Source organism: Terrabacter tumescens (genome assembly GCF_014646815.1).
Classification (GTDB): Bacteria; Actinomycetota; Actinomycetes; order Actinomycetales; family Dermatophilaceae; genus Terrabacter; species Terrabacter tumescens.
Map to the genome: position 1 here is coordinate 632,941 of NZ_BMNZ01000001.1, position 16,024 is coordinate 648,964.

14 protein-coding genes are annotated in these 16,024 nt (G+C 70.6%); 10 read left to right on the top strand and 4 right to left on the bottom strand.

Going from position 1 to position 16,024, the window contains the following annotated elements; genetic code table 11:
- The first annotated feature begins 86 nt into the window (after nucleotides 1-86).
- From yajC to IEY30_RS02990, 5 genes are read left to right on the top strand one after another with little or no spacing between them, the layout of a single operon-like run.
- A complete protein-coding gene (gene yajC / locus IEY30_RS02970) occupies nucleotides 87-446 on the top strand; it encodes a preprotein translocase subunit YajC (protein ID WP_030146154.1) in 360 nt (119 codons plus the stop codon).
- Nucleotides 447-453: 7 nt separating this feature from the next.
- Nucleotides 454-2,373 (top strand): protein translocase subunit SecD, encoded by a 1,920-nt coding sequence (gene secD / locus IEY30_RS02975; RefSeq protein WP_030146153.1) that lies wholly within the window; start codon nucleotides 454-456, stop codon nucleotides 2,371-2,373.
- The gene (gene secF, locus IEY30_RS02980) at nucleotides 2,370-3,524 is read left to right on the top strand and encodes a protein translocase subunit SecF (RefSeq protein ID WP_030146152.1); all 1,155 of its coding nucleotides are present in this window, start codon (nucleotides 2,370-2,372) and stop codon (nucleotides 3,522-3,524) included. The genes secD and secF overlap by 4 nt, the downstream gene beginning before the upstream one ends.
- Before the next feature lie 41 nt (nucleotides 3,525-3,565).
- Nucleotides 3,566-4,090, top strand: coding sequence for an adenine phosphoribosyltransferase (locus IEY30_RS02985; protein ID WP_030146151.1), 525 nt, complete (start codon nucleotides 3,566-3,568; stop codon nucleotides 4,088-4,090).
- 28 nt (nucleotides 4,091-4,118) lie between these two features.
- Nucleotides 4,119-6,404 carry a RelA/SpoT family protein gene (locus IEY30_RS02990; protein ID WP_188960088.1) on the top strand — a complete coding sequence of 762 codons (2,286 nt, stop codon included), beginning with the start codon at nucleotides 4,119-4,121 and terminating at the stop codon, nucleotides 6,402-6,404.
- Between the two features lie 73 nt (nucleotides 6,405-6,477).
- Here the strand turns inward: IEY30_RS02990 and IEY30_RS02995 are convergent, their stop codons facing one another.
- A complete protein-coding gene (locus IEY30_RS02995; protein ID WP_030146149.1) occupies nucleotides 6,478-8,415 on the bottom strand; it encodes a DUF349 domain-containing protein in 1,938 nt (645 codons plus the stop codon).
- Nucleotides 8,412-9,266, bottom strand: a complete 855-nt coding sequence (locus IEY30_RS03000) for a peptidylprolyl isomerase (protein WP_030146148.1) — start codon at nucleotides 9,264-9,266, stop codon at nucleotides 8,412-8,414. The genes IEY30_RS02995 and IEY30_RS03000 overlap by 4 nt, the downstream gene beginning before the upstream one ends.
- 226 nt (nucleotides 9,267-9,492) lie before the next feature.
- On the opposite strand from IEY30_RS03000, the gene IEY30_RS03005 reads away from it, so the two are divergent.
- Nucleotides 9,493-10,194 carry an MBL fold metallo-hydrolase gene (locus IEY30_RS03005; RefSeq protein WP_030146147.1) on the top strand — a complete coding sequence of 234 codons (702 nt, stop codon included), beginning with the start codon at nucleotides 9,493-9,495 and terminating at the stop codon, nucleotides 10,192-10,194.
- Nucleotides 10,195-10,223: 29 nt separating this feature from the next.
- On the top strand, nucleotides 10,224-11,549 hold the full coding sequence (gene hisS / locus IEY30_RS03010) for a histidine--tRNA ligase (RefSeq protein WP_030146146.1): 1,326 nt from the start codon (nucleotides 10,224-10,226) through the stop codon (nucleotides 11,547-11,549).
- Between the two features lie 47 nt (nucleotides 11,550-11,596).
- On the opposite strand, the gene IEY30_RS03015 is transcribed toward hisS, so the two are convergent.
- Entirely contained in the window at nucleotides 11,597-12,208 is a 612-nt protein-coding gene (locus tag IEY30_RS03015; protein WP_030146145.1) for a hypothetical protein, read from the bottom strand.
- Nucleotides 12,205-12,645: a hypothetical protein gene (locus IEY30_RS03020; RefSeq protein ID WP_030146144.1), complete on the bottom strand. Its 441-nt coding sequence runs from the start codon at nucleotides 12,643-12,645 to the stop codon at nucleotides 12,205-12,207. Before IEY30_RS03020 ends, IEY30_RS03015 begins: the two co-directional genes overlap by 4 nt.
- 242 nt (nucleotides 12,646-12,887) lie before the next feature.
- Between IEY30_RS03020 and ald the strand changes: the two genes are divergently transcribed.
- From ald to IEY30_RS03035, 3 genes are all read left to right on the top strand, one after another.
- Complete coding sequence (ald, locus tag IEY30_RS03025) at nucleotides 12,888-14,003, top strand: alanine dehydrogenase (protein WP_030146143.1); 1,116 nt, start codon at nucleotides 12,888-12,890, stop codon at nucleotides 14,001-14,003.
- A 35-nt stretch (nucleotides 14,004-14,038) separates the two neighbouring features.
- Complete coding sequence (gene xerD / locus IEY30_RS03030) at nucleotides 14,039-14,986, top strand: site-specific tyrosine recombinase XerD (RefSeq protein ID WP_030146720.1); 948 nt, start codon at nucleotides 14,039-14,041, stop codon at nucleotides 14,984-14,986.
- 72 nt (nucleotides 14,987-15,058) lie between these two features.
- Nucleotides 15,059-16,024, top strand: coding sequence for a ParA family protein (locus IEY30_RS03035; protein WP_030146142.1), 966 nt, complete (start codon nucleotides 15,059-15,061; stop codon nucleotides 16,022-16,024).

A 16,024-nucleotide genomic window follows, 5' to 3' on the forward strand; every position in this document is an offset into this window, starting at 1 on the left:
TGGTCGTTGACGCGACATCCGACCCGATCGACGGGCGTGGCGCGCATGTGCACCGACCGGACGAAGACACGAAGGACTGAGCTGACATGAACAACAACGGGACCTTCTCGTTGCTGATTTTCGCCCTGCCCCTGCTGCTGCTGGGCTGGCTGTTCTTCACCCAGAACAAGCGGATGAAGCAGATGCGCGACTTCAGCTCGGCGCTCAACGTCGGCGACCGCGTCGTCACGTCGTCGGGGATCTACGGCACGGTCCAGCACCTCGACGACGCCAGCGCCTGGCTCGAGGTCGCCGAGGGCACCACGATCCGGATCGACCGCCGCGCCATCGCGATGAAGCAGGCCGACACGGACGCCACGACCGCGACGAACGCGAGCACGGCCACCGATGTCGCGTCGGACGACGCCCCCGGCACCACGCCGGGCTCCCAGCAGAACGGTCAGTGAGGGTTTCGTGGCACGCAGCTCCACCAAGAAGTCGGCGAGACGCAGCCTCCTGGCGCTCATCGTCGTCATCCTCGGCCTCGGCGCACTGACCGCCGGCCTCGCCAAGTGGGGCGACGGGTCGATGACTCCGCGCCTCGGCCTCGATCTCGAGGGCGGCACGGAGCTCGTGCTCCAGCCCCAGCTCAACGGCACCGAGACGATCAGCGAGGGCCAGGTCAACCGGGCCGTCGACATCATCCGCCAGCGCATCGACGCCAACGGCGTCTCCGAGGCCGAGATCACGACCCAGGGCGGTCGCAGCATCGTCGTGTCGATCCCCGGCCAGCCGACCGCCGAGCAGCTCGACGCGCTGAAGAAGCCCTCGCAGCTGCGCTTCCGCGCGGTCTACGTGCAGGCGCTCGACTCCAACGCCGCGCAGGTAAACCCGAGCGGCACGCCGACCGGCACCTCGACCGGCACCCCCACGGGCACGCCCTCGGGCACCGCAACGAGCAGCGGCACGCCGAAGGCGACCACGACCCCCTCGACGTCCGCCACGGCGCAGAACGGCGTCGTCCCCGACGCGCTGCGAGCCGCCACCACGCCGCCCACCCCGGCCGCCACGCCCACCGGCACTGCGACGGGTACCGCGACCATGCCGGCACCGGCCGCGACCGAGACGGCCCCCGCGCCGACCCCGGCCGAGACCGAGGCCGCGGTCAAGGCCCAGGCCAGCACCGGCCTCGTGGGCCTGGGCTGGGACAAGGCCAAGGCCGACGCGGCCGCCGCCAAGGTCGCCAAGGAGTACGTCGCCCTCAACTGCGGCAAGGCCGGCGCCATCGACGCCGTCAAGGACGACCCGGCCCAGCCGATCGCCACGTGCGGTGAGGACCGCGTCACCAAGTACGTCCTCGGCCCGAGCGAGATCGACGGCAGCGAGATCGCCGACGCGACGAGTGGCTACCAGCCCGGTCCGAACGGCCAGCCCACCTCCATCGTCGAGGTCGCGCTGTCCTTCAAGGACGCCGGCAAGGCCAAGTTCGCCGCCGTCACCAAGCGCCTCTACGGCCTGCAGTCGCAGCCGCCGCTCGACCAGTTCGCCGTCGTGCTCGACAAGGCCGTCATCACGGCGCCGCAGGCGCGGGCCGTCATCACCGACGGACGCGCGTCGATCACCGGCTCGTTCACCATCGACTCGGCCAAGCAGCTCGCGGAGCAGCTGAAGTTCGGCGCGCTGCCGATCTCGTTCGCCCTGCAGACCCAGGACAACATCACGCCCCAGCTCGGTGAGGAGCAGCTGCGCATCGGTCTGCTGGCAGGCTTCATCGGCCTGCTGCTCGTCGTCATCTACTCGCTGTTCCAGTACCGCGCGCTCGGACTCGTCACGGTGGCCTCGCTCGTCGTGGCCTCGATCATCACCTACCTCGCGGTGACGGTGCTCGGGACGACGCACGGCTTTCGCCTGACCATGGCGGGGGTGACGGGTCTCATCGTGGCCATCGGTGTCACGGCCGACAGCTTCATCGTCTACTTCGAGCGCATCCGTGACGAGGTGCGTGACGGTCGTCCGCTCGTCGCCGCCGTGGAGACCGGCTGGAAGCGCGCCCGACGCACGATCATCGCGGCCGACGCCGTGAACTTCATCGCGGCCGGCGTGCTCTACTTCCTGGCCTCGAGCAACGTCCGTGGCTTCGCCTTCACCCTGGGCCTCACGACGCTCATCGACCTCGTCGTCGTCATGCTCTTCACCCACCCGATGGTCCAGCTGCTGGCCCGCACCGAGTTCTTCGGCAACGGGCACAAGTGGTCGGGTCTCGACCCGCAGCGCCTCGGCGCGAAGGAGTCGGTCCGCTACCGCGGGCGCGGCCAGTTCGGGGCACCCGGCGCCCAGCGCCCGCCCGCCACCGTGGGCTCGGCCCGCGTCGCCGATGGGAAGGCCCAGGCATGATCCACTTCGCCCAGGTCGGCAACGACCTCTACACCGGCAAGCGCTCGATCGAGTTCATCAAGCGCCAGAAGACGTGGTACGCCGTCTCGGCGGTCCTCATCGCACTGGCCCTCGTCGGCATCTTCGTCCGGGGCCTCAACTTCGGCATCGAGTTCAGCGGTGGTTCCGAGTTCCGCGTGCAGGGCGTGACGAACAGCCAGGGCTACGAGGAGAAGGCCCAGTCGGCCATCTCCCAGGCCGGCATCGAGGGCAACGTCATCTCGACGATCGTCGGGCAGGACACCGTCCGTGTGCAGTCCGAGGCAGCTTCCGACCGCACGGACGAGGCCAGCGCCGCCCTCGCGAAGGAGTTCGGCGTCGACAAGGGCGCGGTCAGTGCCTCGCTCATCGGCCCGAGCTGGGGGCAGTCGGTCAGCCAGCAGGCGATCCGCGGACTCATCGTCTTCCTCATCCTCGTGACCATCGTCATGGCCCTCTACTTCCGCACGTGGAAGATGGCCGTCTCGGGACTCGTGGCGCTGCTGCACGACCTCGTCATCACGGTCGGGATCTACGCCCTCTTCGGCTTCGAGATCACGCCGTCGTCGATGATCGGCTTCCTGACGATCCTCGGGTACTCGCTCTACGACACCGTCGTCGTCTTCGACAAGGTGCGCGAGAACACGACCGAGGCGTTCCGGACCAAGCGCATGACCTACTCGGCGGCGGCCAACCTCGCCGTCAACCAGACACTGGTGCGCTCGATCAACACGACCGTCGTCGCGCTGCTGCCCATCGCGGCCGTGCTCTTCGTGGGCTTCACGCTGCTGGGTCCGGGCACGCTGCTCGACCTGTCGCTCGCGCTCTTCATCGGCATCGCGGTCGGCGCCTACTCCTCGATCTTCATCGCGACCCCGTTGCTCGTGGACCTGCGCCGCAACGAGCCCGCCGTGCGTGAGCTCGAGAAGTACGTCGCCCGGCACGGCGTCAAGCCGCACGTGGCCGCGCCTCAGGGTGCGCTCGAGCCGGCCGTCGTCGGCGCCGACACCACGGGTGCGGCCGCCGACGCGGCGAGCCCGCTGCAGGCCGACGGATCGCCCCGCCCCGTCCACAAGTACGCCCAGGCGGGACCGCGCAACCAGCCCAAGCGCGCCCCGAAGTCGCGACGCTGACCCGTCGCGACACTGAACGATCCACCACCTCAGGAGACGGCGTGAGCCAGATCAGTGACCTCGTCGCGAGCAAGCTGCGCGACATCCCGGACTTCCCGAAGCCCGGGGTCCTCTTCAAGGACTTCACGCCGCTCATCGCCGACGGGCCCGCACTCGCCGAGCTCGTGCGCGACATCGCCGGGCGCTACGCAGGTCACGTCGACGTCATCGTCGGCATCGAGGCGCGCGGTTTCATCCTCGGTGCCGCGGTGGCCTACGAGCTCGGCCTCGGCATGGTGCCTGTGCGCAAGGCGGGCAAACTGCCGGGGGAGACCCTCAAGGAGTCCTACGCCCTCGAGTACGGCACGGCCGAGATCGAGGTGCACACCGACGCCTTCGAGCCGGGCCAGCGCGTCCTCGTCATCGACGACGTCCTCGCGACCGGCGGCACCGCCGAGGCGACAGCGCTGCTCGTCGAGCGGGCCGGTGCGAAGGTCGCCGCGATCGAGGTCGTCCTCGAGCTCGGCTTCCTCGAGGGACGCAAGCGTCTCGCCGACCGGCCGGTCAACGCCATCCTCACGGTGTGATCCCGGAAGGACCGCCTAGACTCTCTTCATGAGCGAGGACGTCCGCAACGAGCTGTCCACCCCGTCGCGGGTGCGCGCCCGTTTCGCGCGTTTCGGAGCCACTCGGCCGGCCGGCAACCCCGTGCTCGAGCCGCTCATGACCGCGGTCCGCCAGAACCACCCGAAGGCCGACCTGTCGGTCATCGAACGGGCGTATGCCGTCGCCGAGCACGCGCACGAGGGCCAGATGCGCAAGAGCGGCGACGCGTACATCACGCACCCGCTCGCCGTGACCACGATCCTCGCCGAGCTCGGCATGACCCCGCCCACCCTGGCGGCGGCGCTGCTGCACGACACCGTCGAGGACACGGCATACGGCCTCGACGAGCTGCGACGCGACTTCGGTGACGAGATCGCGATGCTCGTCGACGGGGTGACCAAGCTCGACAAGGTCACCTACGGCGAGGCCGCGCAGGCCGAGACGGTGCGCAAGATGGTCATCGCGATGGCGCGCGACATCCGGGTGCTCGTCATCAAGCTCGCCGACCGGCTCCACAACGCGCGCACGTGGCGCTACGTCAGCCCCGAGTCGGCCAAGCGCAAGGCCAACGAGACACTCGAGATCTACGCCCCGCTCGCGCACCGGCTCGGCATGAACACCATCAAGTGGGAGCTCGAGGACCTCTCGTTCGCGACGCTCTACCCGAAGGTCTACGACGAGATCGTGCGCCTCGTCGCCGAGCGCGCCCCGGCCCGCGAGGAGTACCTCGACGGCGTGCGCACCCAGGTCACCGAGGACCTCACGGCCGCCAAGATCAAGGGCGTCGTGACCGGGCGGCCCAAGCACTACTACTCCGTGTACCAGAAGATGATCGTGCGCGGTCGTGACTTCGAGGAGATCTACGACCTCGTCGCCGTCCGGGTCCTCGTCGACACGGTCCGCGACTGCTACGCGGCGCTCGGCGCCCTCCACTCGCGGTGGAACCCCGTGCCGGGGCGGTTCAAGGACTACATCGCGATGCCGAAGTTCAACATGTACCAGTCACTGCACACGACGGTCATCGGTCCGCAGGGCAAGCCGGTCGAGATCCAGATCCGCACCCACACGATGCACCGGCGGGCCGAGTACGGCGTCGCGGCGCACTGGAAGTACAAGGACCAGAGCAACGGCGGCGGTCCCGCGCGACCCGGCGAGATCACGCCGCAGAACGACATGGCCTGGCTGCGCCAGCTGCTCGACTGGCAGCGCGAGACCGAGGACCCGGGCGAGTTCCTCGACTCCTTGCGCTTCGAGATGGGCAGCAGCGAGGTCTACGTCTTCACGCCGAAGGGGTCGGTCGTCGCGCTGCCGATGGGCGGCACGCCCGTCGACTTCGCGTATGCCGTCCACACCGAGGTCGGTCACCACTGCATCGGTGCACGCGTCAACGGCCGGCTCGTCCCGCTCGAGTCGACGCTCGAGAACGGCGACGTCGTCGAGGTGCTGACGTCCAAGGCCGACGGCGCCGGGCCCTCACGTGACTGGCTCCAGTTCGTCAAGAGCCCGCGGGCGCGCAACAAGATCAAGCAGTGGTTCTCCAAGGAGCGCCGCGAGGAGGCCATCGAGGCCGGCAAGGACTCCATCGCCAAGGCGCTGCGCAAGCAGAACCTCCCGCTCCAGCGGCTCATGAGCCACGAGTCGATGACCGCCGTGGCGACCGACCTGCGCTACCAGGACATCGAGGCGCTGTATGCCGCCGTCGGCGAGGGCCACGTGTCCGCGCAGCACGTCGTGGGCAAGGTCGTGGCCTCGATGGGCGGCGTCGACGGCGCGACCGAGGACCTTGCCGAGGCGACGGTCCCGACGCGGGCCGCGAGCCGCCGCAAGCCCGGCGACCCGGGTGTCGTCGTCGTCGGCACGGCCGATGTGTGGGTCAAGCTCGCCAAGTGCTGCACCCCCGTGCCGGGTGACCCGATCATCGGCTTCGTGACGCGCGGCAACGGCGTCTCGGTCCACCGCGTCGACTGCACCAACGCCGACCAGCTGACCGCCAACCCCGAGCGGCTCATCGACGTCGAGTGGGCGCCGAGCTCGGCCAGCGTCGTCCTCGTCCAGCTCCAGGTCGAGGCCCTCGACCGCAACCGGCTGCTGAGCGACGTGACGCGGGTGCTGTCGGACCAGCACGTCAACATCCTGTCGGCGTCGGTGCAGACCTCCCGCGACCGGGTGGCCATCTCGCGCTTCACCTTCGAGATGGGCGACCCGGCCCACCTCGACCACGTCATCAAGGCCGTCCGCAAGATCGACGGAGTGTTCGACGTCTACCGGGTCAACGGCGGCAAGTCAACGATGTGACGGTGACGCACGAGAAGGCCCGCCCGGCGAGTTCGGTTGCCGGGCGGGCCTTCTCGTGTGACTGCTGTTTAGGTCAGCCGCCGAACTCGGCGACACCGGCGCGGGCCTGGTCGAGCCAGACCTGACGTGCGTCGAGGGCCTCACGGGCCTTCTTGATCTTGCTCGCGTTGCCGGAGGCCTCCGCCTTGGCGAGGTCGTCCTGCAGGTCGGCGACGGCGCGCTCGAGCTGGTCGACCATCGCCCGGGCGCGGGCCGCGACCTCGGGGTTGCTCGACTTCCAGCGGCGGTCCTCGGCGTCACGCACGGTCTGCTCGACCCGGCGCATGGCCTTCTCGACCCGCTCCATGTCGGAGCGCGGCACCTTGCCGGCGGCATCCCACTTGTCCTGGATGACGCGCAGCTGGCCCTTGGCCTTCTCGAGGTCGGTCACGGGCAGGATCGCCTCGGCCTCGACGAGCAGGGCCTCCTTGACCGTGAGGTTGCCGCGGTACTGTTCCTCCTCGGCAGCGACGACCTCGTCCTTGGCGGCGAAGAAGCTGTCCTGGGCCGCCTTGAAGCGGGCCCACAGCTTGTCGTCGTCTGCCCGGCTGGCGCGGCCGGCGCGTCGCCACTCGTCCATGAGCCGCTTGAAGGCACCGGCGGTGGCAGCCCAGTCGGTGCTCGTAGCGAGCTTCTCGGCCTCGGCGACGAGGCGCTCCTTGGTGCTCTTCGCGTCGGCGTGCTGCGCGTCGAGGCCGGCGAAATGGCTGCGGCGGGCCTTGTCGAATCCGTTGCGGGCGGCGCTGAACCGCTGCCAGAGGTTCGACTCGGTCTCGCGGTCCAGGCGCGTCGCCGCGCGCTGGTGCGACTTCCACTCGTCGAGCAGCTCGCGCATGCGGGCGCCGCTCGTCTTCCACTGGATGCGGTTCTCGGGCTGGCCCGCGATGGACTCGGCCTCGGCGACGATCTTCTCGCGCTCGGCCGTCGCTGCGGCCCGGGCCTCGGCACGGTGCTGCTGCTCGACGTTGCGCTTGGCCGCGAGGCCGGACTGGATCTCGTCCAGCTTGGTCGCGAGCGCGTCGAGGTCACCGACGACCGTGGCGTCCTTCACCTGGGCTGTCAGCGTCTTGAGACCCTCGGCGACGTCCTTGGACGGAACCTCCGGCTGGGAGAGACGCTGCTCGAGGAGCACCGCGGACGCGAAGAGCTCGTCGTACTTGCGGGCGAAGTAGGTGAGCGCCTCCTGGTCGCCGGCGCCGGGGTAGGAGCCGACCTCGCGCTCCTCGCCGTCCTTGGTGCGCACGAAGACGGTGCCGTTCTCGTCGACCCGTCCGAACGCCGCCGACGCGGAGTGGTCGGTCAGGATCGGGGCCGGCGCTGCTGGCGTCACCGTGGGGTGCGGCACGGCCTTGGCGAGCGCCGCGGGCGTCGGGATCGACGACGGCTTGGGGATGCTGACCGGTGACGGTGCAGCGGGGCTCGCGTCGGCGTCGGGCGTGGCGTCCACGCCGGCGCCCGGGGTGGCCTCAGGTGCAGTGTCGGCGGCGGTGTCAGCGACAGGGGCCTCGACCGTGTCACCGGCCTCCGTGCTGCTCACCGACGCGACACTGTCCGCGGTCTCCGTGGCGGCTGCGGCGGTCTCGTCGCCCTCCACGGCGACGGGCTCTGCTGTTTCCGCGGCGACGGGTTCTGCTGCTTCCGCGGCGACAGGCTCGGTCCCGGCGGCCTCGACGGACTCGGGCTCGTTGACAGGCGCCGGAGCCTCGGCCTCGGGCGCCGTTCCGGCCGGGACGGCCTCCGCGGGCGCCGTCGCCTCGGACGCCTCGAACGCCTCGGTCGTCTTTGCCACGTCGGCGTTGTCGGCTGCGGGGACGACGGCGGGCTCGGTGGCGGGCTCAGCGGCGGGCTCGGTGGCCGCGGTGGCCTCGCTCGTCGCCTCGGCCTCCGGCGTGGCGTCATCCGCCGTGGGGTTGGTCGCCACCGTCTCGGGCTCGGTGGTGTCGTCAGTCTGGGGGTGCTGGATGTCGGTCATGCCTTCTTCTCCGTCACGCTGACGCTGAGGATGCTGATCGGGGAGACGGGGGTACCGTCCGTCGGGCTGGGGGGCAGCGCCTTGTTGGCCGCAATCTTCTCAACGATGTCGAGGCCCTTGGTCACCTTCCCGAAGATCGTGTAGCCACCGCCGTCGGTGGGCAACTGGGTTTCCTTGTAGGTGATGAAGAACTGGCCGCCGTTGCTGTTCGGGTCCTGGGTGCGGGCCATGGCGAGCACGCCGGTGGCGTACTTGCCGTCCTTGGGGGCGTTCTCGATGCCGAAGGTGTAGCCGGGGCCGCCCTGGCCGGTGCCGGTGGGGTCACCGCACTGGAGCACGTAGATGCCCTCGGTGGTGACGCGGTGGCACGGGCTCGGCGCCCAGAAGCCGGTCTTTGCGAGGTTGATGAACGACGCGACCGTCTGGGGCGCCTTGGCACCGTCGAGCTCGAAGGTCAGGTCGCCGCACGTCGTCTTGACGGTCGCGATGAACGTCTTGCCGGCAGCGGTCGCCTTGTCGGGGACGTCCTTCTGCTGCTTCGGGGTGGTCTGGTTGGCCGGGGGAGCGGTGCAGCCGGCCGCGAGCTTCTGGCCCTCGGCAAGCCCTCCGGAGGACGTCGGCGTGGCCGTCGCGGTGCCGGCGGGGGTCGTCGACCCGGCCGCGGGCGTGGCGCTGTCGGAGCTGCCGACGATCTTGGGCACGACGATGACGGCAGCGATGATGAGGATGACCGCGAGGATCACACCGAAGACCTGCTTGTCGCGCGTCGAGTCGCCCACCGGCGGCTTGGCGCTCTTCTGCTGCTCCTCGTGGCGGCGGCGCGCACGTGCGCGTTCCTGCTCTTTGGTCACGAACCTCTCCTCGTACGGGCCACATGGGCGGTCCCCGGGCGTCCGGTCATTTTATGGAACGACGGTCTCGCCGTCGCAGCGGGACGGGTCACGAGTCCGTGACATCTCCCCGCGTGCGCGCGCAATTGCGTCGGCGACGTCGCCGCACGGCGTACCTACCCTCTCGCGACGTCCACCGAGGGCGTATGCCGGGTGCCCCGCTCCGCGTCGTCGCTAGGCTCCCAGCGTGCTGACCATCGCGTTCCCGGCCCAGGCGTTCGACACCAACTGCTACGTCCTCGCCCCGCAGGCGGGGGAGGAGTGCGTCATCGTCGACCCGGGCATCGGCGTCGAGGAGACGCTGCGCGAGGTCCTGGCGCAGCACCGGCTGCGGCCCTCGGCGGTGCTGCTGACCCATGGGCACGTCGACCACGTCTACTCCGTGACGCCCGTCTGCGGGTCCGACACGGCTGCATACATCCACTCCGACGACCGCTACCGGCTGCACGACCTGCTCGGCCGCAGCAACCCCGGGCTCATCGCCATGCTCGAGCAGCAGTTCGGCACCGCGGCCACGTGGACCGAGCCGACCAACGTCGTCGAGATCACGGACGGCACGCACCTGACGCTGGCCGGCATGGAGTTCGACGTGCTTCACGCCCCGGGACACACCGAGGGCTCGGTCATGTTCGGCATCGACCGGGTGCCGGACGGGATCCGCGAGCAGGTCGACGTCGACCGCACCATGGTCACGGGCGACGTGCTCTTCGCCGGCTCGGTCGGCCGCACCGACCTGCCGGGCGGAGACACGGCCGCGATGCAGCGCAGCCTGCGTGACGTCGTGCTGCCGCTGCCCGACACGACGCTCGTGCTGCCCGGGCACTACCAGGCCACGACGATGGCCCACGAACGAGCCACCAACCCCTACCTGAAAGACTTGCCCGCGTGAGCACCCCGCAGCCCAAGGCCGCCAAGGTCATGCCGATCAGCGGCTTCCCCGAGTACCTCCCGTCCGAGCGCATCGTCGAGCAGCGCTTCCTCGACGTCATCCGAGAGACGTTCGAGCTGCACGGGTTCTCCTCGGTCGAGACCCGGTCCATCGAGCCGATCGAGCGACTGAGCTCGCAGGGGGAGGACGCCGACAAGGAGATCTACGCGGTGTCGCGCCTCGCGGGCGGCAGCGACGACGACGCCCGCTGGGGGCTGCACTTCGACATGACCGTGCCGTTCGCGCGCTACGTGCTCGAGAACGCCGGCAAGCTCGCCTTCCCGTTCCGGCGCTACCAGATCCAGAAGGCGTGGCGCGGTGAGCGCCCCCAGGAGGGTCGCTACCGCGAGTTCACGCAGGCCGACATCGACGTCGTCGACGTGGGTCAGCTCTCGCCGCATTTCGAGGCGGAGATGCCGCTCGTCATCGCCGACGTCTTCAGCAAGTTCCCTGTCGGCGAGTTCGTCATCCAGGTCAACGACCGCAAGATCCCCAACGGCTTCTACCAGGGCATCGGCATCACCGACGTCATCGGGACGCTCCGCATCGTCGACAAGCTCGACAAGATCGGCTCCGAGAAGGTCAAGGCCCTGCTCGTCGAGTCGGGCACGACGGCCGAGCAGGCCGACCAGTGCCTCGCGCTCGCAGCCATCCGCTCGACCGACCTCGGCTTCGTCGAGCAGGTGCGGTCCCTCGGCGTCGAGCACCCGCTGCTCGAGGAGGGCCTCGAGTCCCTGGCGCGCGTCATCCGCACCGGGATGGCCCACGCGCCGGGCAAGCTCGTCGCCGACCTGCGGATCGCCCGGGGCCTCGACTACTACACCGGCACCGTCTACGAGACGCAGTTCGTCGGGCACGAGTCCTGGGGCTCGTTCTGCTCCGGTGGCCGCTACGACGCCCTCGCGAGCGACGGGCGCACCACCTATCCCGGCGTCGGCATCTCCATCGGGGTCACCCGCATCCTCGGCCTGCTCGTGGGGCGTGGGCTCGTCACGGCGTCCCGGTCGACGCCGGCGGCCGTGCTCGTCGCGCTGACCGACGACGAGTCCCGCGAGGAGGCGATGGCCGTCGCCACGGCACTGCGGCGGCGGGGCATCGCGTGCGAGGTGGCTCCCTCGGCGGCCCGCTTCGGCAAGCAGATCCGCTACGCGGACCGTCGCGGCATCCCCTACGTCTGGTTCCCCGGGACGGACGGGTCCGCCGACGAGGTCAAGGACATCCGCTCGGGCGAGCAGGTGCCGGCCTCGGCCGACTCGTGGACGCCCCCGGCCGAGGACCTCACCCCGCTGGTGAGCCGCACCGCCGTCGAGAGCTGAGCACCGGCCCGGGCTTGCTGTCCGACGCCGCCCTCAGAGGCGGCTGGTCAGGCCCCCGGCGGCGGGCGCAGGCCCTGGTCCCGCAGCTCGAGCAGGGCGAGCTGTCTGATGACCTCCCGGTCCTGACGACGCCAGGCTCCCGCCGGGTCGTCGGACACCCGGGCGAGCGTCCGCATCGGCTGCGTCGCCATGGCCCGGAGTGCGAAGAGGTCGAGGTCCGCACCGGCATCGATGAAGCGCTGGGACTGGATCGCGTTGCGCACGAAGCGGACCCGGACGTAGAGCCACACGGCGAGCACGAGCAGGATCGGCACGAGTGCCGTGGCGAGGCCGAGACCGAGCGCCAGCCTGTCGACCGTCTCCGCCATCGAGGTGCCCGCGGACTGGAGGGTCGTGCCCGACCCGGCGGCCTGGGTGAGCCACGTCTTCAGCTGGTCGCCCACGAGCGGGATCTGGCCGGCCTGGTCTCCGGCGCCGGTCAGCGCGCCGTTGACGGACCTACCGGCCGAGGTGATCGAGTCGGCCGGGGCGCGCAGCTGGTCGACGGTGTCGTGGACCTGGCGACCGGCATACACCCAGATCGCGACCCACAGCAGCACGAAGACGTCCGACAGCAGCTGGCGGGTGCGGCGTGCGGGGCTGTCCGCGTAGAGCCTCACGAGCCCACTGCTGCGACGAAGATCGTGACGAGGAAGAGGTAGAGCAGGCCGACCGAGCCGATGCCGACGACGACCGACGCGGCCAGGAAGCCCTGCGCGAACGGCCGCAACCGAGGGATCGCCGTGGCAGCGGCGGACAGCACCACCCCGGCGCCCAGGATCCACAGCCCCTTCGACAGCACCACGCCCTCGCCGATCGTGAGCCAGGCGGTGACGATGGCGAAGACCGTCCCCGCTGCGACGCCGTAGCGACGCGGGTGCCCGCGGCGCGACGCCTGTCCGCCGCCTTCACCGCCTCCACCGCCTTCACCGACCCCGGCGGGCGACACCGGCGCCGGCTGCGGAGGGCCGTCGCGAAGGGGCTGGGGCGGGCCCGTCGGCGCGCTCGTCCGGGTGCCCGGCCAGGTGTAGCCCTCGCGGGGCTGGGGGTCGGTCATGTCGGCTCCTCCCGAGTCGTGTGACGGCGGCGCCGGTGCGCGCACCCGGCGCACGGCGTTGCGCACACTCTGGCAGGCCGAGGGCGGCCGCGCCCTCCCGAACGAGGTCCGTACGAGGTCGAGCGAGGTCGTGAACGGGCGGCGGTACCCACGGATACAGTGGGCTCGCGGCCCCGTGCGGGCCCCTTCTCGCCACCGCAACGGCGCCGTGGCCGAGTCAGTCCGGAAGGAAGTGCAGCAGCATGAAGGTCGGCATCCCCCGCGAGGTCAAGAACCACGAGTACCGCGTGGCCATCACCCCCTCAGGCGTCCACGAGCTCGTCGAGAACGGGCACGACGTGCTGGTCGAGAAGGACGCCGGCGTCGGCTCCCAGATCAGCGATGACGACTACACCGCTGCCGGGGCGCGCGTCATCGGGTCCGCGGACGACGTGTGGGGCGAGTCCGACATGGTGCTCAAGGTCAAGGAGCCCGTGGCGGAGGAGTACCACCGCATGCGCGAGGGCCTGACCCTCTTCACCTACCTGCACCTCGCGGCCGACAAGCCGCTCACCGAGGAGCTCGTCAAGCGCAAGGTCACCGGCATCGCCTACGAGACCGTGCAGCTGCCCTCCGGCGGCCTGCCGCTGCTCTACCCGATGTCCGAGGTCGCCGGCTGCCTCGCGCCGCAGGTCGGGGCGCACGCCCTGATGCGCGCGCAGGGTGGCCGGGGCGTCCTCATGGGCGGCGTCGGCGGCGTGGCCAACGCCAAGGTCGTCATCCTCGGCGCCGGTGTGTCGGGCCAGAACGCCGCCAACATCGCGCTCGGCATGGGCGCCGACGTCACGCTGCTCGACACCGACCTCGACAAGCTGCGCATGTCGTTCTGGCGCTACGAGAACCAGGTGCACGGCCTCGCCTCCAACCGGCTCACGGTCCAGCAGCAGGTGCAGGAGGCCGACATGGTCATCGGCGCCGTGCTCATCCCCGGCGCGGCCGCGCCCAAGCTCGTCTCCAACCAGCTCGTCTCGCAGATGAAGCCGGGCTCGGTGCTGGTCGACATCGCCATCGACCAGGGCGGCTGCTTCGAGGACAGCCACGCGACGACGCACGCCGACCCCACCTACACCGTGCACAACTCGGTCTTCTACTGTGTCGCCAACATGCCGGGCGCGGTGCCCAACACCTCGACCTATGCCCTGACCAACTCGACGCTGCCGTATGCCGTGAAGCTGGCCAACCACGGCTGGCGCGAGGCGCTGCGCAGCGACCACGCGCTCGGCCTCGGGCTCAACACGCACGACGGCCACGTCACGTACGCCGGTGTGGCCGAGGCGCACGGCATGCAGTCGGTCAGCCTCGACGAGGCCCTGTCCTGACCCAGCAGGTCGTCACCGAGCCACCCGCGGCACGCCTGACGCGCCTCGAGCGCGACGTCCGCGGGTGGCTCGACCACGTCCGGGTCGAGAAGGGCGCCTCGGACAACACCCTGAAGTCCTACGGCCGCGACCTGCGCGCCTACAGCGCCTTCCTGGCCGCGAAGGGGATCGACGACGCGGGCCGCGTCACCGAGGCCGACGTCACCGACTTCCTCGCGTCGCTGCGTGAGCGAGGCCTCGCGGCCTCGTCCGCGGCCCGCACGCTCGTGGCCGTCCGCGGCTTCCACCGGTTCCTCGCGCTCGAGGGTGAGGTGCCCGGCGACCCGGCGGCCAACGTCGCTCCGCCCAAGCCGCCGGCCCGGCTGCCCAAGGCGATCCCGCTCGAGGCCGTCGAGCGCCTGCTCGCCGCTGCATCGGTCGGCGACACGCCCGAGTCGCTGCGCGACCGTGCACTGCTCGAGATCCTCTACGGCATCGGCGCGCGCATCAGCGAGGCCGTCGGACTCGACGTCGACGACATCGAGACGGCCGGCGCCGACGACCCGTCCGGCGGTGGGGCGACGCGCGCGGGAGTGGCGTCGGTGCGACTGCGCGGGAAGGGCGGCAAGGAGCGCGTCGTCCCGGTGGGGCGCTACGCCGTGGAGGCCGTCACGGCATACCTCGTGCGGGGCCGACCGGCCCTCGCCACGCACGGAACGGGCGGTCCGGCCCTCTTCCTCAACCAGCGCGGAGCGCGGCTCTCGCGCCAGTCGGCGTGGGCGGTCATCCGGCGGGCGGCCGAGCGGGCCGACCTCACCGAGCACGTGTCACCGCACACGCTGCGACACTCCTTCGCCACCCACCTGCTCGACGGAGGCGCCGACGTGCGCGTCGTCCAGGAGCTACTCGGGCACGCCTCCGTGACCACGACCCAGATCTACACCATGGTCTCGGTGCACCGACTCCGCGAGGTCTATGCGGGCGCCCACCCCCGTGCCCGCTGATAAGGTCACACGTGATCAGCGCGAGGCTGACCGCAGCATCCCAGGGCAAGGCCGAGCGGAGTGGAACACCCGGTGAACGAGGAGTCACACGACACCATGCAGTCCGTGCCGTCCGAGGACCTCGACCAGCGCCCCAGTCCGGTGAGCGCCGCCCCGCGCGTCGCGCAGCTGCCGGGCACCGAGTCGGCCGGATCCGGCGCCATGGGCCCGACCGGCCGTCCGCTCCCTGACTTCCCCGTCCCGGGCCCTCTCTCGAGCCACGGGCCGGCGCGGATCATCGCGATGTGCAACCAGAAGGGTGGGGTCGGCAAGACGACGACCACCATCAACCTCGGTGCTGCGCTCGCCGAGCTGGGCCGCAAGGTGCTCGTCATCGACTTCGACCCTCAGGGCGCGCTCTCCGTCGGCCTCGGCGTCAACGCCCAGGAGCTCGACACGACGATCTACAACCTGCTCATCGAGCGCGGCCATGACATCCACGACGTCATCCAGCAGACGCGCACGCCCAACCTCGACCTCGTGCCCGCCAACATCGACCTCTCGGCCGCCGAGGTCCAGCTCGTCGGCGAGGTGGCGCGCGAGCAGATTCTGGCCCGGGTGCTGCGTCCCGTCATCGACGAGTACGACATCGTCCTCATCGACTGCCAGCCGTCGCTCGGCCTGCTCACCGTCAACGCGCTGACCGCCGCGCATGGCGTCGTCATCCCGCTCGAGTGCGAGTTCTTCGCCATGCGTGGCGTCGCCCTGCTCATCGACACCATCGACAAGATCACCGACCGGCTCAACCCGCGCCTGCAGGTCGACGGCATCCTCGCCACGATGTACGACAGCCGCACCCTGCACAGCCGCGAGGTCGTGCGCTCGGTCGTCGACCACTTCGGCGAGCAGGTCTTCCACACCGTCATCAGCCGCACCGTCAAGTTCCCCGACGCGACCCTGGCCGCCGAGCCGATCACGTCCTACTCGTCCGAGCACTCCGGTGCCAACGCCTACCGCCAGCTCGCCCGCGAGCTCATCGCGCGCGGTGGCGCAGCCTGA

Bases quoted from the DNA above. Each gene is read 5' to 3' on its own strand.
- IEY30_RS03020 (WP_030146144.1), bottom strand. From the start codon at position 12,645: ATGACCGACCCCCAGCCCCGCGAGGGCTACACCTGGCCGGGCACCCGG.
- IEY30_RS02990 (WP_188960088.1), top strand. From the start codon at position 4,119: ATGAGCGAGGACGTCCGCAACGAGCTGTCCACCCCGTCGCGGGTGCGC.
- secF (WP_030146152.1), top strand. From the start codon at position 2,370: ATGATCCACTTCGCCCAGGTCGGCAACGACCTCTACACCGGCAAGCGC.
- IEY30_RS02995 (WP_030146149.1), bottom strand. From the start codon at position 8,415: ATGACCGACATCCAGCACCCCCAGACTGACGACACCACCGAGCCCGAG.
- ald (WP_030146143.1), top strand. From the start codon at position 12,888: ATGAAGGTCGGCATCCCCCGCGAGGTCAAGAACCACGAGTACCGCGTG.
- hisS (WP_030146146.1), top strand. From the start codon at position 10,224: ATGCCGATCAGCGGCTTCCCCGAGTACCTCCCGTCCGAGCGCATCGTC.
- yajC (WP_030146154.1), top strand. From the start codon at position 87: ATGAACAACAACGGGACCTTCTCGTTGCTGATTTTCGCCCTGCCCCTG.